This is a genomic window from Actinoplanes auranticolor (assembly GCF_018332655.1).
Lineage (GTDB): Bacteria > Actinomycetota > Actinomycetes > Mycobacteriales > Micromonosporaceae > Actinoplanes > Actinoplanes auranticolor.
In genome coordinates, this window is record NZ_BOQL01000004.1 from 55,188 (window position 1) to 78,148 (window position 22,961).

General features: G+C 72.5%; 25 protein-coding genes. 6 read left to right on the plus strand and 19 right to left on the minus strand.

Going from position 1 to position 22,961, the window contains the following annotated elements; genetic code table 11:
- Positions 1 to 66 precede the first annotated feature (66 nt).
- Together Aau02nite_RS02035 and Aau02nite_RS02040 are read left to right on the plus strand one after the other, a co-directional pair.
- A complete protein-coding gene (locus tag Aau02nite_RS02035) occupies positions 67 to 921 on the plus strand; it encodes a PhzF family phenazine biosynthesis protein (RefSeq protein WP_212986557.1) in 855 nt (284 codons plus the stop codon).
- 23 nt (positions 922 to 944) lie between these two features.
- Positions 945 to 2,576: an ABC-F family ATP-binding cassette domain-containing protein gene (locus Aau02nite_RS02040; RefSeq protein WP_212986558.1), complete on the plus strand. Its 1,632-nt coding sequence runs from the start codon at positions 945 to 947 to the stop codon at positions 2,574 to 2,576.
- A gap of 33 nt (positions 2,577 to 2,609) precedes the next feature.
- Here Aau02nite_RS02040 and Aau02nite_RS02045 read toward each other — a convergent pair whose 3' ends face one another.
- On the minus strand, positions 2,610 to 4,241 hold the full coding sequence (locus Aau02nite_RS02045; protein ID WP_212986559.1) for a glycoside hydrolase family 10-like protein: 1,632 nt from the start codon (positions 4,239 to 4,241) through the stop codon (positions 2,610 to 2,612).
- A gap of 32 nt (positions 4,242 to 4,273) precedes the next feature.
- On the opposite strand from Aau02nite_RS02045, the gene Aau02nite_RS02050 reads away from it, so the two are divergent.
- Complete coding sequence (locus Aau02nite_RS02050) at positions 4,274 to 5,176, plus strand: NAD(P)/FAD-dependent oxidoreductase (protein ID WP_212986560.1); 903 nt, start codon at positions 4,274 to 4,276, stop codon at positions 5,174 to 5,176.
- Here Aau02nite_RS02050 and glgA read toward each other — a convergent pair.
- The 5 genes from glgA to Aau02nite_RS02075 form a co-directional block, all read right to left on the minus strand.
- Positions 5,158 to 6,381 carry a glycogen synthase gene (gene glgA / locus Aau02nite_RS02055; protein ID WP_246594827.1) on the minus strand — a complete coding sequence of 408 codons (1,224 nt, stop codon included), beginning with the start codon at positions 6,379 to 6,381 and terminating at the stop codon, positions 5,158 to 5,160. The two genes, Aau02nite_RS02050 and glgA, sit on opposite strands and share 19 nt — an antisense overlap.
- 40 nt (positions 6,382 to 6,421) lie before the next feature.
- On the minus strand, positions 6,422 to 7,057 hold the full coding sequence (locus Aau02nite_RS02060; RefSeq protein ID WP_212986561.1) for a class F sortase: 636 nt from the start codon (positions 7,055 to 7,057) through the stop codon (positions 6,422 to 6,424).
- Complete coding sequence (locus Aau02nite_RS02065) at positions 7,054 to 7,716, minus strand: DUF4142 domain-containing protein (protein WP_246594828.1); 663 nt, start codon at positions 7,714 to 7,716, stop codon at positions 7,054 to 7,056. The genes Aau02nite_RS02060 and Aau02nite_RS02065 overlap by 4 nt, the downstream gene beginning before the upstream one ends.
- Positions 7,717 to 7,802: 86 nt before the next feature.
- Positions 7,803 to 8,783, minus strand: a complete 981-nt coding sequence (locus Aau02nite_RS02070; protein WP_212986562.1) for a hypothetical protein — start codon at positions 8,781 to 8,783, stop codon at positions 7,803 to 7,805.
- Positions 8,780 to 9,307: a SigE family RNA polymerase sigma factor gene (locus tag Aau02nite_RS02075; protein ID WP_246594829.1), complete on the minus strand. Its 528-nt coding sequence runs from the start codon at positions 9,305 to 9,307 to the stop codon at positions 8,780 to 8,782. The genes Aau02nite_RS02070 and Aau02nite_RS02075 overlap by 4 nt, the downstream gene beginning before the upstream one ends.
- 139 nt (positions 9,308 to 9,446) lie before the next feature.
- Here Aau02nite_RS02075 and glgC point away from each other — a divergent pair, with 139 nt between their 5' ends.
- Positions 9,447 to 10,679 carry a glucose-1-phosphate adenylyltransferase gene (gene glgC, locus Aau02nite_RS02080; protein WP_212986564.1) on the plus strand — a complete coding sequence of 411 codons (1,233 nt, stop codon included), beginning with the start codon at positions 9,447 to 9,449 and terminating at the stop codon, positions 10,677 to 10,679.
- Positions 10,680 to 10,706: 27 nt separating this feature from the next.
- Here the strand turns inward: glgC and Aau02nite_RS02085 are convergent, their stop codons facing one another.
- Genes Aau02nite_RS02085 through Aau02nite_RS02100 form a run of 4 tightly spaced genes read right to left on the minus strand, consistent with a single transcriptional unit; the run spans position 10,707 to position 13,927 of the window.
- Positions 10,707 to 11,732, minus strand: a complete 1,026-nt coding sequence (locus Aau02nite_RS02085; protein WP_212986565.1) for an AraC family transcriptional regulator — start codon at positions 11,730 to 11,732, stop codon at positions 10,707 to 10,709.
- A 36-nt stretch (positions 11,733 to 11,768) separates the two neighbouring features.
- Positions 11,769 to 12,110 carry a phospholipase gene (locus tag Aau02nite_RS02090; RefSeq protein ID WP_212986566.1) on the minus strand — a complete coding sequence of 114 codons (342 nt, stop codon included), beginning with the start codon at positions 12,108 to 12,110 and terminating at the stop codon, positions 11,769 to 11,771.
- Positions 12,107 to 13,516 (minus strand): DUF4331 domain-containing protein, encoded by a 1,410-nt coding sequence (locus Aau02nite_RS02095; RefSeq protein WP_212986567.1) that lies wholly within the window; start codon positions 13,514 to 13,516, stop codon positions 12,107 to 12,109. Before Aau02nite_RS02095 ends, Aau02nite_RS02090 begins: the two co-directional genes overlap by 4 nt.
- Positions 13,517 to 13,561: 45 nt before the next feature.
- On the minus strand, positions 13,562 to 13,927 hold the full coding sequence (locus Aau02nite_RS02100) for a hypothetical protein (protein ID WP_246594830.1): 366 nt from the start codon (positions 13,925 to 13,927) through the stop codon (positions 13,562 to 13,564).
- A gap of 80 nt (positions 13,928 to 14,007) precedes the next feature.
- On the opposite strand from Aau02nite_RS02100, the gene Aau02nite_RS47240 reads away from it, so the two are divergent.
- On the plus strand, positions 14,008 to 14,412 hold the full coding sequence (locus tag Aau02nite_RS47240; protein ID WP_281420947.1) for a DUF418 domain-containing protein: 405 nt from the start codon (positions 14,008 to 14,010) through the stop codon (positions 14,410 to 14,412).
- Between the two features lie 46 nt (positions 14,413 to 14,458).
- Here Aau02nite_RS47240 and Aau02nite_RS02110 read toward each other — a convergent pair whose 3' ends face one another.
- From Aau02nite_RS02110 to Aau02nite_RS02150, 9 genes are all read right to left on the minus strand, one after another.
- Positions 14,459 to 14,857 carry a DUF6232 family protein gene (locus Aau02nite_RS02110; protein WP_212986569.1) on the minus strand — a complete coding sequence of 133 codons (399 nt, stop codon included), beginning with the start codon at positions 14,855 to 14,857 and terminating at the stop codon, positions 14,459 to 14,461.
- Between the two features lie 41 nt (positions 14,858 to 14,898).
- Positions 14,899 to 15,921 carry an ABC transporter ATP-binding protein gene (locus tag Aau02nite_RS02115; protein WP_212986570.1) on the minus strand — a complete coding sequence of 341 codons (1,023 nt, stop codon included), beginning with the start codon at positions 15,919 to 15,921 and terminating at the stop codon, positions 14,899 to 14,901.
- Entirely contained in the window at positions 15,918 to 16,712 is a 795-nt protein-coding gene (locus Aau02nite_RS02120) for an ABC transporter permease (protein WP_212986571.1), read from the minus strand. The genes Aau02nite_RS02115 and Aau02nite_RS02120 overlap by 4 nt, the downstream gene beginning before the upstream one ends.
- Positions 16,700 to 17,620, minus strand: a complete 921-nt coding sequence (locus Aau02nite_RS02125; RefSeq protein WP_212986572.1) for an ABC transporter permease — start codon at positions 17,618 to 17,620, stop codon at positions 16,700 to 16,702. The genes Aau02nite_RS02120 and Aau02nite_RS02125 overlap by 13 nt, the downstream gene beginning before the upstream one ends.
- A gap of 2 nt (positions 17,621 to 17,622) precedes the next feature.
- Entirely contained in the window at positions 17,623 to 18,750 is a 1,128-nt protein-coding gene (locus tag Aau02nite_RS02130; protein WP_246594831.1) for an ABC transporter substrate-binding protein, read from the minus strand.
- A 96-nt stretch (positions 18,751 to 18,846) separates the two neighbouring features.
- On the minus strand, positions 18,847 to 19,947 hold the full coding sequence (locus Aau02nite_RS02135; protein ID WP_212986573.1) for a serine hydrolase domain-containing protein: 1,101 nt from the start codon (positions 19,945 to 19,947) through the stop codon (positions 18,847 to 18,849).
- A 93-nt stretch (positions 19,948 to 20,040) separates the two neighbouring features.
- On the minus strand, positions 20,041 to 20,571 hold the full coding sequence (locus Aau02nite_RS02140; protein WP_212986574.1) for a hypothetical protein: 531 nt from the start codon (positions 20,569 to 20,571) through the stop codon (positions 20,041 to 20,043).
- On the minus strand, positions 20,568 to 21,245 hold the full coding sequence (locus Aau02nite_RS02145) for an ABC transporter permease (RefSeq protein ID WP_212986575.1): 678 nt from the start codon (positions 21,243 to 21,245) through the stop codon (positions 20,568 to 20,570). The genes Aau02nite_RS02140 and Aau02nite_RS02145 overlap by 4 nt, the downstream gene beginning before the upstream one ends.
- Complete coding sequence (locus Aau02nite_RS02150) at positions 21,239 to 21,952, minus strand: ABC transporter ATP-binding protein (protein WP_212986576.1); 714 nt, start codon at positions 21,950 to 21,952, stop codon at positions 21,239 to 21,241. Before Aau02nite_RS02150 ends, Aau02nite_RS02145 begins: the two co-directional genes overlap by 7 nt.
- Before the next feature lie 109 nt (positions 21,953 to 22,061).
- Here Aau02nite_RS02150 and Aau02nite_RS02155 point away from each other — a divergent pair, with 109 nt between their 5' ends.
- Positions 22,062 to 22,913, plus strand: a complete 852-nt coding sequence (locus tag Aau02nite_RS02155) for a sensor histidine kinase (protein ID WP_212986577.1) — start codon at positions 22,062 to 22,064, stop codon at positions 22,911 to 22,913.
- Positions 22,914 to 22,961 lie beyond the last annotated feature (48 nt).

A 22,961-nucleotide genomic window follows, 5' to 3' on the forward strand; every position in this document is an offset into this window, starting at 1 on the left:
AAGACCGCGGCCAGGCCCGCGGAATTGGCTCTGGCCGGGCCCGGCCCCCGGCGGGACGCTGAGGGCATGACCACAGAATCGATCGACCCCGCCGAGATCCTGAGATACGCCGCGTTCAGCGCCGATCCCGCGGGCGGCAACCCGGCCGGCGTGGTCCTGGCCGCGGGCACCCTGTCCGACGCCGAGATGCTGGCGATCGCGGCGGAGGTCGGCTACTCGGAGACCGCCTTCCTCACCGAGGACCGGGGTGCGGGGGTGTACCGGGTGCGTTACTTCAGCCCGCTGGCCGAGGTGCCGTTCTGCGGGCACGCGACCGTGGGGACGGCGGTGGCCCTGGCCGACCGGCACGGGCCGGGCACCTACGTGTTCGTCACCAACGTCGGCGAGGTGCCGGTGGTCGTCGACGACCAGCGGCGGGCCACCCTGACCAGCGTCGGCGCCCGGGTGGCCGAGCTGGCCCCCGAGGACCTGGCGGCTCTGCTGGCCGCGCTGCGCTGGGAGGCCGGGGACCTGGACCCGGCCCTGCCGCCCCGGGTCGCGTACGCCGGCGCGTACCACCCGGTGATCGCGACCGGGACCCGGCAGCGGCTCGCCGAGCTCGACTACGACGTGCCGGTCCTCAAGGCGCTGATGGAGGCCAAGGGCTGGACCACCGTGCAGCTGGTGTGGCGGGCGGCCGAGGACCGGTTCGACGTACGTGACCCGTTCCCGGTCGGCGGGGTCTACGAGGATCCGGCCACCGGGGCCGCCGCGGCCGCGTTCGGTGGCTACCTGCGCGACGAGTGGCTGGTGCCCGGCGACGCCGTGGTGCAGCTGTCGCAGGGCGACGACCTGGGCCGGCCGGGACGGCTCACCGTCACGCTGACGCCCGGCGAGGACGGCGTACGGGTCAGCGGCACGGCGGTGCCCATCCCCGGGTAGCACGGCGATAGAGTCGGGCCCCGATGAGCGCCACGATGATCGTGAAGGAACTCGCCGCGGGGCACGGCGACCGCACCCTGTTCAGCTCCCTCGACCTGGTGGTCGCGCCCGGGGACGTGATCGGACTGGTCGGTGTGAACGGGGCCGGGAAGACCACGCTGCTGCGTACCCTGGCCGGGTTGTTGCCGGTCGAGGCCGGCACGGTGTCGCTGAGCCCGCCCACCGCGAACGTCGGCTATCTGCCGCAGGAGCGCGAGCGGCGCGCCGGGGAGACCGTGCGCGACTTCCTGGCCCGGCGCACCGGCGTCGGCCCGGCCCAGCTCGCGATGGACGCCGCGGCCGAGGCGCTGGCCGAGGGCGCGCCCGGTGCCGACGAGACCTATGGGACCGCGCTGGAGCGCTGGCTCGACCTGGGTGGCGCCGACCTGGACGAGCGCGCCGCCACCGTCGCCGCGGAGCTGGGGCTGGGCGTGGCGCTGGAGCATCCGATGACCGCGCTCTCCGGCGGTCAGGCCGCCCGCGCCGGCATGGCGTCACTGCTGCTCAGCCGGTACGACGTGTTCCTGCTCGACGAGCCGACCAACGACCTGGACCTGGCCGGGCTGGCCCGGCTGGAGGAGTTCGTCACCTCGCTGCGCGCCGGCACGCTGCTGGTCAGCCACGACCGCGAGTTCCTCACCCGTACGGTCACCGCGGTGCTGGAGCTGGATCTGGCCCAGCAGCAGGTCCGGCGGTACGGCGGCGGCTACGGGGCCTACCTGGAGGAACGCGAGCGGGCCCGGCGGCATGCGCGGGAGGACTACGAGGAGTTCGCCGACAAGAAGGGCGCGCTGCAGGATCGGGCGCAGATGCAGCGCGGCTGGATGGAGCACGGCGTGCGCAACGCGCGCCGCAAGGCCAAGGACAACGACAAGATCGGCCGCAACGTCCGGGCCGAGTCGACCGAGAAGCAGGCCGCCAAGGCCCGGCAGACCCAGCGGATGATCGAGCGGCTGGAGGTCGTGGAGGAGCCGCGCAAGGAGTGGGAGCTGCGGATGGAGATCGCCGCCGCGCCCCGCGCCGGGGCCGTGGTGGCGACCCTGCGCGACGCCGTCGTGCGCCGCGGCGACTTCGTCCTGGGCCCGGTGACCCTGCAGATCGACTGGGCCGACCGGGTGGCCATCACCGGGGCGAACGGCGCCGGGAAGTCCACGCTGCTCGCCGCCCTGCTCGGCCGGCTGCCGCTGGATGCCGGTACGGCGGCGCTGGGACCGGGCGTGATCGTCGGCGAGGTCGACCAGGCCCGCGGGCTGTTCCTCGGCGACGAGCCGCTGATGGCGGCGTTCGGCGCGGCCGTGCCCGAGATGCCCGACGCCGAGGTCCGGACGCTGCTGGCCAAGTTCGGCCTGCGGGCCGCGCACGTGCTGCGTCCGGCGGACACCCTGTCACCGGGTGAGCGGACCCGGGCGGCGCTGGCGCTGCTGCAGGCCCGCGGGGTGAACCTGCTGGTGCTGGACGAGCCGACCAACCACCTGGACCTGGCCGCGATCGAGCAGCTGGAGGCGGCGCTGGCCGGTTACCCGGGCACGCTGCTGCTGGTCACCCACGACCGGCGGATGCTCGAAGCGGTGCACACCACCCGCACCTTCGAGGTCGCGGACGGCACCGTCGACTGAGCCGACCCGCAGCGGAAAACCCAGGCAAACCCGTCAGGTGACACCGCTCGGCGCGCTGATCGGGCTCTCGTTGCCGGAACGGTCCAGGCCGCTGAGGCAGTACTGCGCGGCGTCCGGCGGCGGGGCCGGGTCCTGGACCTTGGTGCCGGCCCGGCCGGTGGCGACCAGCTTCGCGGCGGCGCCCTCCACCCGGTAGAGCGCCCAGCTCGCCGGCTCCGGGCCGGTGCCGGCCTGCCAGTCGAGCTCCACCGCTCCGGCGGAGGTGCGGCGGGCGGCCACGAGCCGGGGCGCGGCGGGCGGCCGGGCGGGCAGCTGCGCCATCGGGGGCAGCAGGGCCGGGGCGGAGTAGTGGTTGTCGCGGTAGCGGGTCACCGAGCCGAGCCGGTCCGCGCGGATCTGCTTGGCGCTGAAGTGCACGCTGCCCAGTACGCCGTACTTGTCGTTGAGGGTGAGCTGGCGGTCGATCTGGTCCGGCTGCTTCCACGGGCCCTTCTCACCGACGCGGTAGTCGCCCTGCCCGATGTAGAGCTGCACCCGGGTGCCCTTGACCAGGTTCGACCACCAGGGCAGCGCCTTGGTGTAGTCGGCCTTGTCGAAGCCGATCGCCCAGTAGAGCTGCGGCACGATGTAGTCGAGCCAGCCCTCGCGGACCCACTTGCGGGTGTCGGCGTAGATGGCGTCGTAGCTCTGCAGCCCGTGGGTGTCCGAGCCGGCCCGGTCGGTCTCCTGGTTGCGCCAGATGCCGAACGGGCTGATGCCGAACTTGACCCAGGGCTTGAGCTGTTTGATCCGCTGGTTCATCTCGCGGACCAGGGTGTCGACGTTGGCCCGGCGCCAGTCGCCGCGGCTCTGCGACTTGTCGGCCCGCTTGGCGAAACTGGCGTCGTCGGCGAAGTCGTTCCCGCCGCCCTCGGGGTACGGGTAGAAGAAGTCGTCGAAGTGCACGCCGTCCACGTCGTACTTCTGGACGGCCTCCAGCATCGCGTCCTCGACGAACTTGCGCGCCGCCGGGATGCCCGGGTCGAAGTACAGCCGGGCGTTCTTGCCGTCCGGGTAGGAGATGGCCCAGTCGCGGTGCTTGATCAGCGGATGGTTCGGCGCCAGCTTCTTGAAGTCGGCGCCGGGCCCGGACGGGGCGGGCTGGGTCCCGCGGTACGGGTTGAACCAGGCGTGGAACTCCAGGTTGCGGGCGTGCGCCTCGGTGATCATGAACTCCATCGGGTCCCAGCCGGGCGACCTGCCGTCCCGCTTGCCGGTCAGCCACTCCGACCAGGGCGCGTACGCCGACTCCCAGAACGCGTCGCCGCTGGGCCGCACGTGCACGAAGATCGCGTTGTGCCGCATCGACACGGCCAGGTCGAGCCAGGCGCGGTACTCGGCCTGCACCTTCTCCTTGCTCAGGCCCGGCCGGCTGGGCCAGTCGATGTTCATCACCGTGGTGAGCCACATGCCGCGCAGCTCCTTGGTGGCGCTGACCGGCACGCCCGCGCACCGGCCCGGGGTGCCGGCGGCCGGACCGACCTGGGCCGCGCCCGGCGGGGCCTTACTGCCGGCGCCGGGTGGGTCGTAGGTGGCCGCCCGGAGCAGTCCGATACCGAGGACCGACACCGCCAGGAAAATGGCTACCACAATGACCACGGCGGGCCGGACGGGAGGACGGCGCATCGGACCAGTGTGCCTGGTCCTACCCTCAGGCCATGAACGTGGTCGTAGTGGGGGCGGGAATCGCCGGGCTGGCGTGTGCCCGGGAGCTGGTCGCCGGGGGTGCCGCGGTCCGGGTGCACGAGCGGGGCCGGGTCGTCGGCGGACGGCTGGCCAGCAAGCGCCTGAACGGCCGGTACGCCGATCTGGGCGCGGCCTATTTCGTGGCCGACGACCCGGATTTCGCCGCCCTCGCCGAGTCGTGGCGCGGGCGGGGACTGGCCCGGCCCTGGACCGACACCCTGGCGGTGTTCCCGGGCGAAGCGACGACCGGGCCGATGCGCTGGGCGGCGCCGGGCGGGCTGCGCTCGCTGGCCGCCGACCTGGCTGACGGGCTCGACGTCACGCTGAGCAGTGAGCTGAGTGCGGTCCCGGACGACGCCGACGCCGTGGTGCTGGCCATGCCGGGACCGCAGGCGCTGCGGCTGGACCCGCCGGCGGCCATCGCCCAGGCGGCCCGCGCGCAGGCGTGGGAGCCGGTGCTGGCGGCTGTCTGCACGTACGAGAAGCGGTCCTGGCCGGAGCTGCACGGCGCGTTCGTGAACGACCACCCGGCGCTGGCCACGATCTTCGACGACGGTGACCGGCGCGGCGACGCCGCGCCGGTGCTGGTCGCGCACTCGACGGCCGCCTTCGCCCGGCCCCGGCTGGCCGACCCGGGGGCCGCGGCCGGGGAGCTGGCCGCGGCGGTCAACGACGTGCTGGGCCTGGCCGGGCAGCCCGAGGTCCACGTGCACCGCTGGACCTACGCTCAGCCCGGACCCGGCAACCCGTCGTTCGCCACCGATGGCCGGGTGTGGCTGGCCGGCGACGCCTTCGGCAAGCCGCGGGTGCAGACGGCCTGGCTGTCCGGGCGGGCCGTGGCGCGGGCGATCCTGGATCAGAGCACCGAGCGGTAGACCTCTAGGGTGTCCACGGCGATCCGGGACCAGCTGAAGTGCTCCACCGCGCGGCGGCGCCCGGCCAGACCCATCTCGGCGGCCCGGGCCGGGTCCTTGATCAGCTTGGTCATCGCCGCGGCCAGGTCGGCGATGAAGCGCTCCGGGTCGACCGGGGTGCCGGTGCCGTCGGTGACCTGCTCGATCGGGACCAGCAGGCCGGTCTCGCCGTCGGCCACGACCTCCGGGATGCCGCCGGTCGCGGTGGCGACCACGGCCGTCTCGCAGGCCATCGCCTCCAGGTTGACGATGCCCATCGGCTCGTAGACCGACGGGCAGACGAAGACCGTGGCGTGCGTGAGCACCTGCACGACCTCGTGCTTGGGCAGCATCTCCTGCACCCAGATCACCCCGGCCGCGTCGCGCGCGTTGCGCAGCTGGATCGCCAGGCCCTCGACCTCGGCGGCGATCTCCGGGGTGTCCGGCGCGCCGGCCAGCAGCACGATCTGGGTCTCCGGCGGCAGGTCGTGGCAGGCCCGCATCAGGTACGGCAGGCCCTTCTGCCGGGTGATCCGGCCGACGAAGACCACGCTCGGGCGGTTCAGGTCGATGCCGAGCCGCTCGATGACGTCGGTGCCGCGGTTCGGGGCGTACTGCTCGGTGTCGATGCCGTTGTAGACCACCCGGATCCTGTCCGGATCCACCCCCGGGTACGCGGTCAGCACGTCACGCTTCATGCCCCCGGAGACGGCGATGATCGCGTCGGCGCCCTCGATCGCGGTCCGCTCGCAGAACGACGAGAGCGCGTAACCACCGCCCAGCTGCTCGGCCTTCCACGGACGCAGCGGTTCCAGGCTGTGTGTGGTGACCACGTGCGGGACGCCGTAGAGCAGCTTGGCGGTGTGGCCGGCGAAGTTCGCGTACCAGGTGTGGCTGTGCACGATGTCGGTGCCGTCGCAGCCCGCCGCCATCCCCAGATCGACACCCATCGTGCGCAGGGCGGCGTTGGCCCCGGCCAGCTCGGCGGGCTCGGGGTACGCCGTCACGCCGGGCTCGTCGCGGGTGGCACCGAAGCAGTGCACCCGGACGTCGGTCAGCGGGCGCAGGTCCCGGGCGAGATACTCCACGTGCACCCCGGCTCCGCCGTAGACCTCCGGCGGATACTCGCGGGTGAGCAGATCGACGCGCAGATCCGGGCCGCCGGAGGTGGAACGTGAGTCGGTCACGTGACGCAGAATAGACCCATCCCGGCCGTCCCACCGACTGTCACATCGGGGTGGCGTAGACGACGACGTTGTGGTCGTAGGCGCCGTCGCGGAACGCTCCCCCGCAGGTGACCAGAGCCAGCTGAGGGTTGGTGTCCCGACGGAACAGATCCTCGGGCAACCGGCTCTTGGCGTAGCTGCGCCGGGCCGTCACCCGGTAGGCGACGCTCCGGTCCCCGGCGCGGACCTCGATCCGGGACCCGATCGCCAGCTTCTCCAGGCGGTAGAGCGCGCCCTTGCCGTCCTCGGCCGTGTCGACGTGACCGGCGATGAGGACGGTCCCCCGCCGGTCCCCGGGCAGCGCGGAGCCGATCCACCAGCCGAGCCGGTCCGGATCGTCCGGCACGTCGAGCGCGCCGTCGCGGGTGACTCCGACCGGATCGACCGGGGCGCCGGCCGCCGGCCGGTCGAGGGTGACCTTCGTCGGCGTCCACCGGGCGGGGGCCGGCGCCCTCGTCCTCGCCGCCGCGCTCGCGGTCGCGGGCGTCGATGCCGACACGACGACCGGTGGCGGGAGCACGCCCGCGTCGGCCGGAGCCGGGGGCGGGCGCAGCGTCAGGACGAGGCCGACGGCCAGCGCGCCCAGGCCGGCCACCAGGGTGGTCCAGCCCGCGGCGCGCCGGCCGTGGCGGCTCATCGCGTGGTGACCGCGGAGCGGCGGCGCAGCAGCACCAGGGCCGCCGCCACCAGCAGCAGACCCAGCGCGCCGAAGCCGATCGCCGCCGGGGCGTTCGACGTGGCGGCCTGCCCGCCCGTGCCCGTGGCGATGTTGCTCGGCACGCCGAGGTCGCTCGCGGCGTCCTCCAGCAGCTCGTGGTGCGCGGCGACCACCGGTGCCGAGTCCTGCGCCAGCTTCTTGACCTGGGCGTCGCTGCCCTCGGCGACCTCCTTCTCACCGAGGCGCATGGCCTTCATGTGGGCGTCCATCTGGGTGGGGATCCACAGCGCGTCGAAGTCGCGCCCGGACACTGCCTCGTAGCGCCGGGCCAGCGCCCGCTGCTCGGCGTTCGGGGCGTCCGGCAGGTCCACGCCCAGCGCTTCGGCGGTGTCCGTGAGCGTCGCGTCGAGCTTGGTGTGGTCGGCGACCCACCGCGCCCCGAGGTCCTTCACCTGCTCGCTGGCGCCCTTCTGCTGGGCCAGCTTGCCGGTGGCGATCTCGGCCAGGTTGGACTGATGGGCGGCCCGCAGGAACGTGGTGTCCTGGTCGGACGGTGCCGCCACCGCGGCGGTCGCCGGCAGGAGCAGGAGGGCGGCCACTCCGGCCACCGCCGCAGCGCGTCGGATGAACATCTTCATCGATCCCTTCGTCGTGGTGACGAGGCGACTACCCGACCGTCCAGCCTCTATGCACCAATTCGACGCGGAAATCGACGCAACTTGTCTCAGCCCGGCACGGTGATCCCCTCCGCGAAGCGGATCAGCTGGTCACGGGTGAGGATCAGGTCGTTCTGCTCGACCGTGACCGACAACAGGCGTTGCGCGTCGAGCCGCACGGTCAGCGCCACCGGCCCCCGGTCGGACGTCTCCAGCGTCGCCGGCTCGCCCCGGACGGTCAGCTGCTCGTCCTCGGGCGACGGCTCATCGTCCGGCGCGGCAGTACCCAGGCCGATGCAGAGCCCGTGGCCACTGTCGCCGTCGGCGAGCGACGCCGGGGGCGCCAGGCACATGTAGTTCTCGGTCATCACCTGCAGGACCAGCCCCGGCGGGGCCGTGGCCACAGTGAACGGCAGCGGCGAGGGCGGCATGGCCTGGAGCCGCAGACCGTTCGCGAACCGCAGCATCTCGCTCTCGGTGTTCCGGCTGCTGCTGCCGAGCTGGACCCAGCGTCCGTCCGCGAGTTGCCACCGCACACCCACGTACCGGTCGCCGGGACGGTTGCCCTCGTAGATTTCCGCGTCGAGGGTCCGGACCGTCGCCGGCCGGCCGTGCACCGTGGCCGCCCGGTCCTCGCCCTCGGCGCCCCAGTCCCCCGGCTCCGGCCCCACCGACAGCTCCAGGGAACGGTCGGCGGAGTCCTCGTAAGTGAGCAGCAGGGTTGGTCCCACCCGCCCGACCCGACCGGTGCCCAGGCCGGGCGGCGCCCAGCCGGGCGTCAGGGGGAACAGCGGCAGGTCCAGCCGCGGCCGCTGCCAGCCCGTCGCCGGCGCGGAACCCTGCGGAGCCGGCGGGGAGGGCCGGCCGCCGGCGATCGCGACCGGTACGGCCACCACGGCCACCAGCACCGCCGCCGCCCCCAGCACCGCCGCCCGGCGCCGGTCGGCCCGGCGGACTCCCCCGCGCACCGCGTCGAGCAGGTCCGGCGCCGGGGCCGGCTCCTCGGCGCGCTCGCGCAGCGTGGCCCGCAGGTCGTCTTCGAGCATCATCGCGAACCTCCGGAAACGGTGGTGGACGGGGACGGGCTCAGGTCGGTCCGCAACCGCGCGAGCCCTCGGGCCGCGTGCACCCGGACGGTCGACGCGGCGCAGCGCAGCACCTCGGCGATCTGCCGGTCGTCGAGGTCCTCGTAGTAGCGCAGCACCAGCACCGCCCGCTGGGCGCGGGTCAGCCGGTCCAGCCGCGACCACAGGTCGTCGCGCGACGCGTGCTGGTCGGCGAAGTCGGGCACCGAGCGGCCCGGCGCCGTGCCGGTCTCCGGACCGGTCTCGCGCCGGCCCGGCCGCTCGCCGCTGGAACGCCGCCGCAACCACGACACGTGCGAACGCACCAGCGCGGTCCGCAGATAGGCGTCCGGGTCGTCCGCCTCGATCCGCGACCACCGGCGGTACGCCCTGATCAGTACCTCCTGCACGAGATCCTCGCCCAGGTGCCGGTCCCCGCAGAGCAGATAGGCGAACCGGCGGAGCGCGTCCCCCCGCGCTCTGACGTACTCCTCGAACCCATGGCGCACTGCCTCGCTCCCCCGCTGCGGTCGTGATGTCTGCCTCAAGGACGCCGTGACGGCACGATTGTGCTTACCGGATCCGTAAAATCCTGCGAATCGCCGCTTCGACTGGCGCCGGAGCACCGGGAAAGTTAGCGTCACGGGCATGGCTGTCAAGGTGCTCGCGATCGTTCTGGCAGGTGGCGAAGGCAAGCGCCTGATGCCCCTCACCGCGGACCGGGCCAAGCCCGGTGTGCCCTTCGGCGGCATATACCGCATGATCGATTTTGTGCTGTCCAACCTCGCCAACGGCGGGTTCCTCAAGATCGTCGTGCTGACCCAGTACAAGTCGCACTCGCTCGACCGGCACATCACCAAGACCTGGCGGATGTCGACGCTGCTGGGCAACTACGTGACCCCCGTGCCGGCGCAGCAGCGGCTGGGCCCGCGCTGGTTCGCCGGCTCGGCGGACGCGATCTACCAGAGCCTCAACCTGATCAACGACGAGAATCCCGACTACGTCATCGTCTTCGGCGCGGACCACATCTACCGCATGGACCCCAAGCAGATGGTCGACGACCACATCGCCTCGGGCGCGGCCGTCACCGTCGCCGGGATCCGTCAGCCCAAGTCGATGTCCGACCAGTTCGGCGTCATCGACGTGGGTGAGGACGGCAAGAAGATCCGCGCCTTCCGGGAGAAGCCGGTCGACGTCGAGGGCCTGCCCGACGCCCCGGACGAGATCTACGCGTCGATGGGCAACTACGTCTTCACCACCCGGGCGCTGTGCGAGGCGGTCACCGCCGACGCCCAGGACCCGGACAGCAAGCACGACATGGGCGGCAACATCATCCCCATGCTGGTGGCCAAGGGCGAGGCCAACGTCTACGACTTCCGCGACAACGACGTGCCGGGCAGCACCGAGCGCGACCGCGGCTACTGGCGCGACGTGGGCACGCTCGACTCCTTCTACGACGCCCACATGGACCTGATCGCGACGCTGCCGGTCTTCAACCTCTACAACATGGACTGGCCGATCTTCACCAACTACGGCTCCTGGCCGCCGGCGAAGTTCGTGCACGGCTACGACGACCGCCAGGGCCGCGCCGTCGACTCGATGATCTCCCCCGGTGTGGTGGTCTCCGGATCCCTGGTCGAACGCTCGGTGGTCTCCCCGAACGTCCGGGTGAACTCGTGGGCCCACGTGGAGGGCTCGGTCCTGATGGAAGGCGTCCAGGTGGGCCGGCGCGCGGTGATCCGCAACGCGATCATCGACAAGAACGTGCTGATCCCGGAGGACGCCAAGATCGGCGTCGACCTGGAGCGCGACCGCAAGCGCTACACGGTCTCCGACAGCGGCATCGTCGTGATCGGCAAGGGCCAGCGGATCGAGCCGTAGCCCCCACCCCGCGCGCCGCCTCCGCGGTCAGAGGCGGTCGCGCAGGGTCTGGCTCGGGGACACGCCGTAGCGTTCCCGGTAGGCACCCGCGAAGCGGCCCAGGTGGGTGAAGCCCCAACGGGTCGCCACCTCGCTCACGCTGACCTGACCCGGGCCGGCCCGGGTCAGCTCGGCGTGCACGCCTTCCAGCCGCAGCCTGCGCAGATAGGTCAGCGGGGGCACACCGACGTGCTGGCGGAAGGACTCCTGCAGCACCCGGATGCCGACGCCGGCGATGCCGGCCAGCTCGGCCGCCGTGAACGAGCGGCCCGGCTCGGCGTGCATCGCGTCCAGGGTCCGCTTCACCGTCCGCGGGCGCCGCGCGGTCGGCTGCCCCGCCAGGCCCTCGGAGAACGGATGCTCGACCGCCTGGGCCAGCCCGCTGATCACCAGCTCGCGCCAGCGGCGCAGCAGGTGCGGAAGGTGCGTCAGGCCGTCCGGCTGGCGGGTCTCGGCCAGCAGCAGCCGGACCAGCGCCAGCCAGCTGCGGCCCGGCCCGCCGGCGAGACCGAAGGTCGCCCCCAGCGGCAGCGGTGAGCCGACCTTGCGGTCCAGGGTCGCGTCCAGCTCGCGTTCCAGGGCCAGGCGGTCCACCTTGAAGCTGATCAGCCGGCAATCCGCCGACCAGCGCAGCGAGATGTCGCCGACCGGGCGGAACACCGCCGCCTGGCTCGGGTCGGCGGTGGTCGCCGCCCCGCGGTGCAGCACCTGCACCGCGCCGGTCAGCGGGGCCAGCACGTGGTACGCCGTCTCCAGGTTGCCGCTGTCGAGGCACATCTCGACCCCGTAGCTGATCTCGCCGATGGTGATCGGCCCGATCTGCGCCACCTCGCCGGAGAAGGTCACCTCGTCCGCGCTACCGGCCGGTTTGATCTCCAGCGGACCGTAGTACATCCGCCGGCAGAACGAACTCGCCTGTTCCACATCGGCCGTCCGGAGGCTGGCGGAAACCGCCACGTCCCCGTCCGGAGTTCCCGGACCGGGCTCCGGACCGGCCGCCCCTGCCGTGTCCATCCGCTCACCCTAGACCGACAGAGGCGTCACCGCGCGTCACACTTTGGCGGGTACCGGCCACTCGTACTCGGTGACCGAGCCGCTGCGCACGTCGACCTCGGCCAATGGGGTGACCGCGTCGCGCCAGACGACGTAACGCCCCTCGGCCAGGTTGTCGATGACGACGCTGAACAGCACGCCGTCGCGGACGTACCGGGCGCGGACCGCGGCGTGGGTGCGCGCCGCGGCGTCCCCGACCGGGCTCACCTCGATCTCGTGGCCGTGCAGGCTGCCCGGGGTGTAGATGACCAGGGCACCGATGCCGGCCCCGATGTTGAGCACCACGGTGCCCTGCCCGGACGGGTCGAGGGTGTGGTGGTGGTGCACGCCCGCGCTCACTTGTCCGCCGGCTCGGGGTTGTTGAAGCCGTCGAACGGCACCCCGAGGTACGGGAACTTCTTGAGCAGCTTCGAGCTGGCGTCCTTGGCGGACAGTCCCTGCTCGACCAGCGCGGCCGCGGCGTCCGGCTTGAACTTCTCGTCGACCAGCGGCACGGTCACCCCGGCGATGGCCCGCAGCGAGATCGACACGACGTCGTCGGCGACGCGGCGCCCGTTCGGGAAGCCGGCCAGGTCCCCGCCGAGGATGCCGAACGCGTTCGGGTCCTCCTTGGTCGGCGGGACGGCGGTGTTCAGCCGCAGCATGTCGGCCTGCACGTCACCGGTGTTGTTCTGGAAGTCGTCGATCAGCCCGTCCGGGATGCCGGTGAGCAGGATCGCCACCAGGTCGGCGCGGGCGGTCTTGGCCTTGTTGAGCGCGGCCAGGTTGTCGAACAGGCCCGGGTAGAGCACCGGCAGCAGCGCGCCCAGCTCCGGCTGCTCGACGAACTCGGCGAACCGCTTGTCCTCGCTCGGCGGCAGGCTGTTCCACAGGTCCTTCTGCGCCATCGGCACGATGACCTCGTTGAACAGCGGGTTGCCCAGCCGCGACACCTGGACCTGCGGGCCCACGTACACGTCGTCGTTGTCTCGTCTGCCGTGCCGGACCTGCACCTGGCGGCGGCTCGCGGAGGTCCAGACGCCGATGACGGCGCCCGGGTCGCGGCCGCGGACCTTCTTCTTGCCGTCCTTGCGCACGTAGTGCAGCGGCAGCTGGATGGCGATGCTGTGCACGTTCATCTTGTCGGTGGCGTTGACCGCCTTGCCGGCGTAGTTGAACAGCTTCTGCCCGACCAGGTGCTTGTCCTGGAACGGCCGCAGCGTGCCGAGGTCGAAGATCGCGCCCAGGTCGACGAAGAACGGGTCGGCCCGCTGGCCGGCGAAGACCTTCTCCCCGGTCTTCAGCTTGTGCACCGCGTCCTCGGCGAGCTTGTCGTAGTCCGGGATCGACAACGGGCCGACGTTGCAGGGCGGGCAGGGCAGCTTCTCGGCGAGCACGGTGTGCTTACCGGCCGAGTCCACCTTGGTGACCGAATAGAACTGCCGCCGGTTCCAGTTCTCGCTGTCGAGCGACTCGATCGGCCCGGTGTTGTACAGGAACGTGCGGTCGTTGCGCAGTTCGGTCCGGAAGCGGAACTGGTACGTCAGATCCGGGCGTCCGTCGCCGTTGGAGTCGACGTGGATCTCGTAGAGCACGTCGTCGCCGAACTCGAAGAAATTCGGGCCGCTGGCGGGCAGCTGCAACGGCACGTAGTTGGCGATCAGCGTGACGGTGTCCGGGTGGTCCGGGCTCACGAACGCGTACAGGTCGGCGCTGTCGGCGACCGGGTCCTTGCTGATCTCCGGCGCTTCACGGTGCGATGACATGAGACTTCCTTACTCAGGGATCGGGGGGCTGGGTGAGGAAGCGATTCAGGCGCGCTTGACGGCCTTGAGGAGCTTCTCGGCGAGGTCAGGGTCGGTCAGCGTCACCTTGGACCCGCCGGAGAACACGTCGAACGTGCCCTTCTTCGCGTCCCGCAGGGAAATCACCAGCGGCTCGCTGTCGCTCGAACCGGCCTTCTCGCCGGCGAGGCTCAGCCCGGCCACGCTGGCGCCGGCGGCGCCGACCCCCACGGTGGCGGCGATGGCAAGAACCCGACGGCGCGACAGGCGGTTAACCGCCCGCGTGCCGTAGTGGACACGACTCATGCTCGGCCTTTCGTCAAACGCTCCGGCGGTCTGCCGCCGTCGCGCGAATCGGGGTGATTGCCCGGGACTTATGTCGTCGACGTCCATCAGTACGAAGCCACCACCGCAGTAGTTCAAAGCAATTTCCCAGCAAAGGTTTCCTTCAGGTTGGCGGCGCCGCCGGACCGATGAATGCGCAGCTCAACCCGGGAAAGGCGAATTACTGGGAGCGTTTCCGGCGGGCCCGGATCCGGCGACTCACCGTTTCTCCACGACTCCGTCGGGTGATCTTGAGAGGGCCGCGTCCCAGGCAGACGACAATCTCGGCGGCGAGCCGCATCCGCTCCTCGGCACGGACCCGCTCGGCCAGCAGGTCACCGCGCCGGACGTGCTGTGGGTGCTCGGCTATCCGCGCTGGCCAACTACATCCTCGCGACGCTGCTGATCCTGGCGGCCGACGCGGTCGGCACCTCGGCGACCGCACCGGCTACGGCCGGGTGGTGCTGGCCGGGCTGGCCATCGGCGTGGTCCAGGCCGACCTGAGCCCGCTGTGGCTCAGCCGCTTCCGGTACGGCCCGCTGGAATGTCTCTGACGCTGCGTCACCTGGTGGCAGCGGGTCCCGCTGCGGCCGGACACGGTCAACGACGGGCGTCCTCGATCGCGCGTTGCAGCGCCCGGCTCACCTGGTTGAACACGCGGGGGTCGGCCGTGCTGTAGACGGTCACCCCGGCGTCCCCGCGGTACGCCGCCCGCAGCGCCCAGGACCGGGTGTGTGACGGCCAGCCCGCCAGCGCCAGGGCCGCCACGAGCGCGCCGATCCCGGCGTACCACTTGGCCGGCAGGTCGAACTGGACCCAGCCGGCGCCGGCCACGGCCAGCAGGATCGCGGCGATCACCCGGCCGAGCCGGCCGTCGTCCTGGCGCACCCGGGCGACCTGGTGCAGCTCGGCCACCACGAAGGCCTTCGTCGCCCCCGCCTGCCAGATGAACAGCTCGTCGGTGACGGCGGCGTCGGGCCCGCGGTAGTAGGTGCGCACATGTCAGTAGAGCAAGGTGCCGGGCGTGATCGCCATCGTCGTCAGTCCTGCAGCGCCACCGGCACCGGGCGCAGGTCGATCCGGACCGGGGTGCCGACCGTCAGTTCGGCCAGCGACTCGCCGCTGACCTGGGCGATCACCACGCTGTCGGCGACCTCGAGGGTGACCCGGCTGGTCGGGCCGAGGAATGCCGTGGACAGCACGCGGGCGGCGCCGCCGGGGTCCGGCACGACGCCGATCGACTCCGGGCGCACCAGGGCGGTGACCTCGGGGCCGCCCGTGGCCTTCTGGACCAGCGGCAGCCGGGTGCCGAGCACCGTCACCGTGTCGCCCTCGACGACGCCCGGCAGCCGGTTGCTCAGCCCGACGAAGTCCGCGACGAACGCGCTCGCCGGGCGCAGGTACACCTCGGCCGGGGCGGCCAGCTGCTCCAGCCGGCCGGAGCGCATCACCCCGACCCGGTCGGCGATGGCCAGCGCCTCCTCCTGGTCGTGGGTGACGAACAGGGTGGTGGTGCCGACCTCGGTCTGGATCCGGCGGATCTCGTCGCGCAGCTGCACCCGGACCTTGGCGTCCAGAGCGGACAGCGGCTCGTCGAGCAGCAGCACCTGCGGCTCGATGGCCAGCGCCCGGGCCAGCGCGACCCGCTGCTGCTGGCCGCCGGAGAGCTGGTGCGGGTAGCGGCCGGCGTGCGCGCTGATCCCGACCAGGTCGAGCATCGCCGCGGCCCGGTCGCCGCCGGAGCGCCGGCGCAGCTTCAGGCCGAACTGGACGTTCTCCAGCGCGGTCAGGTGCGGGAACAGGCTGTAGGCCTGGAACACCATGCCCATGTCGCGCCGGTTGGCCGGCAGCCCGGTGATGTCCTTGCCGCCGACCAGGACCCGGCCGCTGTCGGCGTCCTCCAGCCCGGCCAGGATGCGCAGCGCGGTGGTCTTGCCGCAGCCGGACGGCCCGAGCAGGGCGATCAGCTCGCCCGGCTCGATGTGCAGGTCCAGCCCGTCCAGGGCGTGCACGGCACCGAAGGTACGGCGCAGGTCGTTGAGGTGGACGGCGACACCGTTCATCGGGACGCCTTTCTGCGATCGCCGAACAGGGACAGGAGGAGCAGCAGCACGAACGCGAGGATGAGCGCGGCCAGCGACACCGCCACCGACATGGTCGCGCTGCTCTTGCCGAGCAGGTTGATCGCGACCTGCAGGTTGGTGCGGTTCAGCAGCGAGGCGATGGTGAACTCGCCCAGCACCAGCGCCACCGTGAGGAACGCGGCGGACAGCACGGCCGAGCGGATGTTGGGCAGCACCACCCGGGCCATCACGGTGAACCAGCTCGCGCCCAGCCCGCGGGCGGCCTCGGCGAGCGTCTTCACGTCGATCGCCGACAGCCCGGCGTCGATCGCCCGGTAGGCATAGGGCAGGACCAGGATCGTGTACGCGAACGTGAGCGTCAGCGACGAACCGCCGAGGAAGTAGTTGACCCACGCGTACACCGGCGCGAGCCCGACGACCAGCACGATGGCCGGGATGGTCAGCGGCAGCAGGCAGATGAACTCGACCAGCGGGCGCAGGCCGGGCAGCCGCAGCCGGACCCAGATCGCGGTCGGCACCAGCAGCACCAGCATGAGCAGGGCGGTGAACAGCGCCTGGCCCAGCGACGCGACGATCCCTTCGGCCAGGTCGGGGTAGGTCGCGCTGAGCTGCGGCCAGTCGGCAAGCAGCGACCAGGTGTTGCTGTCCCCGCGGGTGGTGAACTCCACCATGGCCGCGAGCGGCAGCAGGAAGAAGACCCCCATGACGGCCAGCACCGTCCAGCGGAACGTGGACTGCCGGCGGGCCCGGCGCGCCCTCAGCCCAGCCATCGCGCGGTCCGCTTCTGCAGCAGGGCGTACAGGGTCATCACCACGGCCACCACCACGACCATGCCCAGCGCCATCGCCTTGCCGAGGTTCTGCTGGCCGAGCACGACCTCGCTGGTCAGGGCGCTGCGGATCTGCAGCGGGACGATCGGGTTGCCCTGGCTGACCAGGGCGGCGGCGGTCGCGTAGGCCGAGAACGCGTTGGCGAACAGCAGCAGCGTGGAACCGAGGAACGCGGGCGCGAGCAACGGTCCGGCCACCTTGGTCCAGTACTGCCAGGTGGAGCCGCCGAGGCTCTCGGTGGCCTCGCGCCACTGCGGGCGGATGCCGTCGAGCGCGGGCAGGAACACGATCACCATGAGCGGGATCTGGAAGTAGGTGTAGACCAGCACCAGGCCCGGCAGCTCGAACAGCCAGACACCGCCCGAGTAGATGTCGGTGCCGAGCTGGTCGCGCAGGAACACGGTGACGAAGCCGGACAGGCCGACGGTCGCGATGAAGGCGAACGCCAGGGTGACGCCGCCGAACTGGGCCAGCACGCCGGAGGCGGCGGTGACCACGCGGCGCAGCAGGCCGCCTGGCTTGGCGGTGGCCAGCGCGTACGCGAGCACCGCGCCCAGGACCGCGCCGATGAGCGCGGTGACCGCCGAGAGCAGGATGCTGCGCCCGAACGCGTCCAGCACGTAGGAGTCGCCCAGGGCGGTCACGTTGGCGAGGGTGAAACCGCCGTCACCGGCGAACGCCCCGATCGCCACCACCAGGGTGGGGATGATCAGGAAGATGGTGACGTAGGCGAAGAACGGCAGGGTGCCGAGCAGGCTGCGCACCTGGTTCAGGCGCAGCCGGCCCCGGGGTGCCCGGACCGGCGGCACGGGTGCCGCCAGTTCCGGGCCGTCGAGGACGGTGGCCATGCTCAGCCGATGGCCTTGGCCCAGTTGGCCGCCAGGTACTCCTTGGCCTTGGCGGTCTGCGCCTCGGTCTGGAACACCGGGGTGCCCTCCACCTTGGGCAGGGCCGCGAACGCGGTGGCGTCGATCGTGCCCGCCTTGACCATCGCGTCGGCACGCACCGGGCGGGCGCCGCCCTTGAGCCACAGGTTCTGGCCCTCGTCGGAGTAGAGGAACTCCTCCCACAGCCGGGCGGCCGCCGGGTGCGGGGCGTCCTTGCTGATGGCCTGCACGTAGTACGAGCCGAGCACCGCACCGGCGGGCACGACGGTCTTCCACTGGATCTTGCCGGTGAGCTTGGCGCCCTGCGCGACGTTGAGGTAGTCCCAGTCGATGACCACCGGGGTCTGGCCGGATTCCACCGTCGCCGGGGTCGGGTCGACGGGCAGGAAGTTGCCGGCCTTCTTCAGCTGGGCGAAGAAGTCGACACCGGGCTTGATGTCGTCGGCCGAGCCGCCGTTGCCGAGCGCGGCCATCGCGACGCCGGCGAACGCGGCACCGGCCTGGGTCGGGTCGCCGTTGAGCGCGACCTTGCCCTTGTACTCGGGCTTGAGCAGGTCGGCCACGCTCGCCGGGGCGGGCACCTTGGCGCTGTCGTAGCCGATCGACATGTAGCCGCCGTAGTCGTTGGTCCAGGTGCCGTTGGCGTCCTTGAGCGTGTCCGGGATGTCGGCCCAGGTCGCCACCTTGTACGGGGCGAACTTGGCCACGTTGGCGGTCGCGACGGCGCTGCCCAGGTCGAACACGTCGGGCGCCTTGTCCTGGCCCTTGAGCTGGTCGGCGGCGTTGATCTCGTCCTGGCTCGACGCGTCCGGCTGGGCCGAGTTGACCTTGATGCCGTACTTGTCGCCGAAGGCCTTGATGATCGCGCCGTAGTTGGCCCAGTCCGGCGGCAGCGCGATGACGTTGAGCTGGCCCTCCTTCTTGGCCGCCGCGACGAGCGCGTCCATGCCACCGAGGTCGGCGGCGCTGGCGGCGGTGGCCGCCCCGGTGCCGCTGGAAGCGCTCTCCTTCTCGGGCGGGGAGCAGGCCGTCAGGCCGGCGAAGGTCGTGACCGCCAGCAGGGCCGCGGCGGTACGGGCAAGGGTCCGCACGTGAATTCCTCCATCTCAAGGGCATCCGCCGGTCCGGCGGTGCCGCTGTGGATCATGAGAGTACGGGGTGTCGGGCGGGCGGGCGGCAGACGACGGTCAGGCGTCGGCGGCCTGAATGACAGCCGCCACGAGCTGGTCGTTCTCCACGGCGCCGCCGCCGTGGGGCTGAGCCAGCCGGTCGCGGACGTAGCCGTACGCGAGGTCGCGGCTCGGGTCCGCGAAACCGAGCGAGCCGGCCGCACCGGAGTGACCGAACGCGGCCGGGCCGAGGAACGGGTAGGGGGTCGTCATGGCCTCGAAGCCGAGGCCGAACTGAGCGCCGGAACCACCGGACAACAGATCCGGGGCGGTGCCTCCGGCAGTGCCGAAATCGGCCGCGGTCGCCGGGCGCAGCAGCGGTTCCCTGCTGTTGAGGCCAGACACGGCCGCAGCATACAGCCGCGCGACCCCCCGGGCGTTCCCGACACCACCGGCCGACGCCTGGCCCTGGGCCCGCACCGTGCGACTGTTGGCGAAAACGGTCAGATCGGTCGGCGGGTCGGCGTGCAGGTTCAGCGCGATGCCGGTCAGGCTGCGCGGGTCCGGCCCCGGCTCACGCCCGACCGGCGGGGCCAGCGGACGGAACCGCGGTTCGAGCTCCGCGGGCAGGCCCAGATACAGATCGATGGCGTACGGGCCCCGCACGCGCTGCTCGTACGTCTGCTGCAGCGACCGGCCGGTCACCCGGCGCACGATCTCCCCGGTCAGCGCGCCGATGACCAGGGCGTGGTAGCCGTAACCGGAACCGCGCGGCCAGTACGGCCGCTGCTTGGCCAGCCGCTCGGCGATGATCCGGTCGTCGGCGAGCTCGGCCGGTCCGAAGCCGCCGTCCACCCCGATCAGCCCGGCCCGGTGCCCGAGCAGCTCCCGCACGGTCACGTCCGGGATGAACTGCGGCCAGTAGTGCCGCACCGACCGGTTCACGTCGATGGCGCCGTCCTGCGCGAGTAGGGCCACCACCAGGAACGCCGCGCCCTTGGTGACCGACAGCAGGCCCATCAGCGCGTCCGGGTCCACGGTCCAGAGGTCGACGACCGGCCGCCCGTGCCGGTACACGGCGAGCTGGGCGCCGACGTCACCGAGGCGGGCCATCTCCGCGGCGAAGACCTCCCGGACCTTCTCGTAGCCGGGAGCGACTGTTCCCTGCACCAGCGACATAGAAGGCCCCCTTCCGCTCGCACCATAGTGACGCAAACCGGGTACGGAAGTCTCCCCTGCCACGCGGCCGCCGGGCGGGAGCGGCCGGTCGGGTCAGGCGTCCCGGCGGGCCACCGCGACGGTCGCGGCGGTGAGCGCGGCGACCGTCCACGCGGCCGGCAGCCACAGGCCGTCGTCGAAGCGGTCCCGCACGAACGGTCCGAGCACGTAGTAGTAGCCGAGCACCACCACGACCGCCGCCAGGGCGTGGCGCAGCAGAGTCCCCACGGCCGCGGCCAGCAGCGTGGTGAGCACCAGGTAGACCGGGTCACCGGTGCCGGCCAGGAGCACGGTGACGACCGCGACCGGCACGGTGAGCAGGGCGAGCACGAGGGACCTGGTCACGTGCAGGCGGGCCCGGCGGGGCGAGCAGAGCAGCGTGGTGCGGATCTGAGCGCCGTCGTACTCGGAGGTGGCGGCGAGCACACCCAGGACGAGGAAGCCCGCACGAGCCGGCGGGATCGGATCCGGGCCGCCCTCGGCGGCCAGCGTGATCAGGGCGGTCACGACCCAGGTGAGGGCCACGGTCAGAGCCAGGGCGGGCAGGGTGACCAGTTTGAGCAGCTCGGCCCGGGCCGTGTTCACGCGTCGCGCCGACCGAAGACGTAGGCGGCGACCGCCAGCAGGGCGGCGACCCAGGCGCCCATGACCAGGCCGGCCGTCACCGGGGTCAGATCGACCGCGGGATCGCGGGGCTCGATGAACATCTGGGCGCCGGCCAGGTCCGGCAGGTAGGCCGCCAGCGGCGTGACCTTGCTGAGCAGGTAACTGACCGAGACGACGGTGGAGTTGACGATCAGGACCGTCAGCGGCAGGACGCCGCTGCGGGTCAGCAGGGTGATCCCGTACGCCAGCAGCCCGTCCAGCACCCAGTAGCCGACGACCCCGGCGATCCGCGGCCCGGCACCGCCGGTGAGCACCCCGGCCACCGCCAGGGTGACCACCGCGCTGACCGCCGCCGTGACCGCCACGCTCAGCACGACCGCCCCGGTCTTGGCCGCCAGCAGCCGCAGCCGCGAGGGCACACAGAGCAGACTGGTCGCGATCTGACCGCCCCGGTACTCACTGCCGGCGGCGACCGTGCCGAGCACGAGCGGCCCGAGCACCCCGACGGTCAGTTCCAGGAAGCCGGTGTCGGCCCCGGGCGCCACCGTCCGCGAGTTGAGGAGCACCACCAGTGGCGGCAGGAGCAGGCTCAGCGCGACCGCCACCCAGACCGCGGGCAGCCCGGCCAGCTTCAGCAGTTCCGCCCTCACCACGGGCCGCGCGTCCCGGTCGAGGTGAGCGCGAAATAGGCGTCCTCCAGGGTGGGATGGTCGCCGGTGACCTCGGCCAGGGTACCGGCGGCGATGATCCGGCCCCGGTCGATGACCACGACGTCGTCCACGGTCTCGGCCAGCTCCCCCATCAGGTGGCTGGAGAGCAGCACCGTCGCGCCCTGCGCGGCCCGCCGGCGCAGGAACTCCCGCATCCACCGGATGCCGCCCGCGTCCAGGCCGTTCACCGGCTCGTCGAGCACCAGCACCGCCGGCTCCCCGAGCAGGGCCGCCGCCAGCCCGAGCCGCCGGCCCATGCCCAGCGAGTACGTGCCGACCCGCTTGCCCGCCGCCGCGCGCAGGTCGACCAGGTCGAGCACCTCGTCGACCCGCGAGCGCGGCAGGCCGTTGCTGGCGGCGACCCAGCGCAGGTGCGCGCGGCCGGTCCGCGAGCGGTGCGCCCCGCTGCCGTCGAGCAGGGCGCCGACCACGGTCAGCGGCCGCCGCCACTGCGCGTAGGGCCGCCCGGCGACCAGCGCCGTGCCGCGCTGCGCGCGGTCCAGGCCGAGCAGGATGCGCAGCGTGGAGGACTTGCCCGCGCCGTTGGGGCCGAGGAAGCCGGTCACCCGGCCGGGGCGGGCCGTGAAGCCGACGTCGGTGAGGACGGTGGCCCGGCCGCGGCGTTTGTGGACGTGCTCGATGGTGATCACCGCACCAGTCAAGGCGCGGGCCGGGCCGGGCACATCGGACCGGGGTCGGGACCGCGATATCGGACCGTGGTCCGACGCCGGGCGCGCGGAGCGCACGTAGGGTGCGGGGGTGCAGGAGGTACGGCAGCGGCCCGCCCGCCGGTCCGGGGTCTGGCCGGTCACCGGATCGGCCCTGGCCGCCCTGGTGCTGATGCTGCTGATGGTCGGCGCCGACGGGGTGCCGGCGGTGGTGCTGCCGCCACTGATCGCCGTGGGCGCGGTGGTGCTGGCGGCCTGGGCGATCCGGCGCAGCCACACCGACCGGGTGGCGTACGAGGCCCGGCTGACCCGCTGGGCGGCCGCCGAGGCGGTGCTGGCGGAACGCCTGCGCCTGGCCGGGGACCTGCACGACATCGTCTCGCACGGCCTGGGACTGATCACCGTGCGCGCCGCGGCGGCCCGGCTGTCCGGCGATCCCGGCGAGGCGCGCGAGGCGCTGTCCGACATCGAGACCGCCGGCCGCGAGGCCACCGGCGAGCTGCGCCGGATGCTGACCGTGCTGCGCACCGCGGACCAGGCCGGGCCGCGCCGGCCGCTGGAGAACCTCACCCAGTTGCCGGCGATCGTGTCCGGCGCCGAGGCGGCCGGAGTGCGGGCCCGGCTGACGCTCGACCCGGTAGGCCCGGTGTCGCCGGGGGTGCAGGTGGCGATCTGCCGGACCGTGCGGGAGGCACTGCACAATGTGGCCCGGCACGCCGGTCCCAGCGACGCGCGGGTGCACGTGTACCGCGACGGCGACACGGTCGTGACCAGCGTGCACGACAGCGGCCCGGACGGACCCTGGCCCGGCACGCCCGGCGCCGGCCACGGGCTGATCGGCGTACGGGAACGCGTCACCGGTCTCGGCGGAACCCTGCACGCCGGGCCGGTCGAGCAGGGTTTCCGGGTGGTCGCGCGGATCCCCGACCGGGCTGGCGGATGAGCGCCGTACGGGTGCTGCTCGCCGACGACCAGCCGCTGCTGCGCCGCA

Bases quoted from the DNA above. Each gene is read 5' to 3' on its own strand.
- Aau02nite_RS02035 (WP_212986557.1), top strand. From the start codon at position 67: ATGACCACAGAATCGATCGACCCCGCCGAGATCCTGAGATACGCCGCG.
- Aau02nite_RS02040 (WP_212986558.1), top strand. From the start codon at position 945: ATGAGCGCCACGATGATCGTGAAGGAACTCGCCGCGGGGCACGGCGAC.
- Aau02nite_RS02045 (WP_212986559.1), bottom strand. From the start codon at position 4,241: ATGCGCCGTCCTCCCGTCCGGCCCGCCGTGGTCATTGTGGTAGCCATT.
- Aau02nite_RS02050 (WP_212986560.1), top strand. From the start codon at position 4,274: ATGAACGTGGTCGTAGTGGGGGCGGGAATCGCCGGGCTGGCGTGTGCC.
- Aau02nite_RS02060 (WP_212986561.1), bottom strand. From the start codon at position 7,057: ATGAGCCGCCACGGCCGGCGCGCCGCGGGCTGGACCACCCTGGTGGCC.
- Aau02nite_RS02065 (WP_246594828.1), bottom strand. From the start codon at position 7,716: ATGAAGATGTTCATCCGACGCGCTGCGGCGGTGGCCGGAGTGGCCGCC.
- Aau02nite_RS02070 (WP_212986562.1), bottom strand. From the start codon at position 8,783: ATGATGCTCGAAGACGACCTGCGGGCCACGCTGCGCGAGCGCGCCGAG.
- glgC (WP_212986564.1), top strand. From the start codon at position 9,447: ATGGCTGTCAAGGTGCTCGCGATCGTTCTGGCAGGTGGCGAAGGCAAG.
- Aau02nite_RS02085 (WP_212986565.1), bottom strand. From the start codon at position 11,732: ATGGACACGGCAGGGGCGGCCGGTCCGGAGCCCGGTCCGGGAACTCCG.
- Aau02nite_RS02095 (WP_212986567.1), bottom strand. From the start codon at position 13,516: ATGTCATCGCACCGTGAAGCGCCGGAGATCAGCAAGGACCCGGTCGCC.
- Aau02nite_RS02100 (WP_246594830.1), bottom strand. From the start codon at position 13,927: ATGGACGTCGACGACATAAGTCCCGGGCAATCACCCCGATTCGCGCGA.
- Aau02nite_RS47240 (WP_281420947.1), top strand. From the start codon at position 14,008: ATGAATGCGCAGCTCAACCCGGGAAAGGCGAATTACTGGGAGCGTTTC.
- Aau02nite_RS02115 (WP_212986570.1), bottom strand. From the start codon at position 15,921: ATGAACGGTGTCGCCGTCCACCTCAACGACCTGCGCCGTACCTTCGGT.
- Aau02nite_RS02120 (WP_212986571.1), bottom strand. From the start codon at position 16,712: ATGGCTGGGCTGAGGGCGCGCCGGGCCCGCCGGCAGTCCACGTTCCGC.
- Aau02nite_RS02125 (WP_212986572.1), bottom strand. From the start codon at position 17,620: ATGGCCACCGTCCTCGACGGCCCGGAACTGGCGGCACCCGTGCCGCCG.
- Aau02nite_RS02135 (WP_212986573.1), bottom strand. From the start codon at position 19,947: ATGTCGCTGGTGCAGGGAACAGTCGCTCCCGGCTACGAGAAGGTCCGG.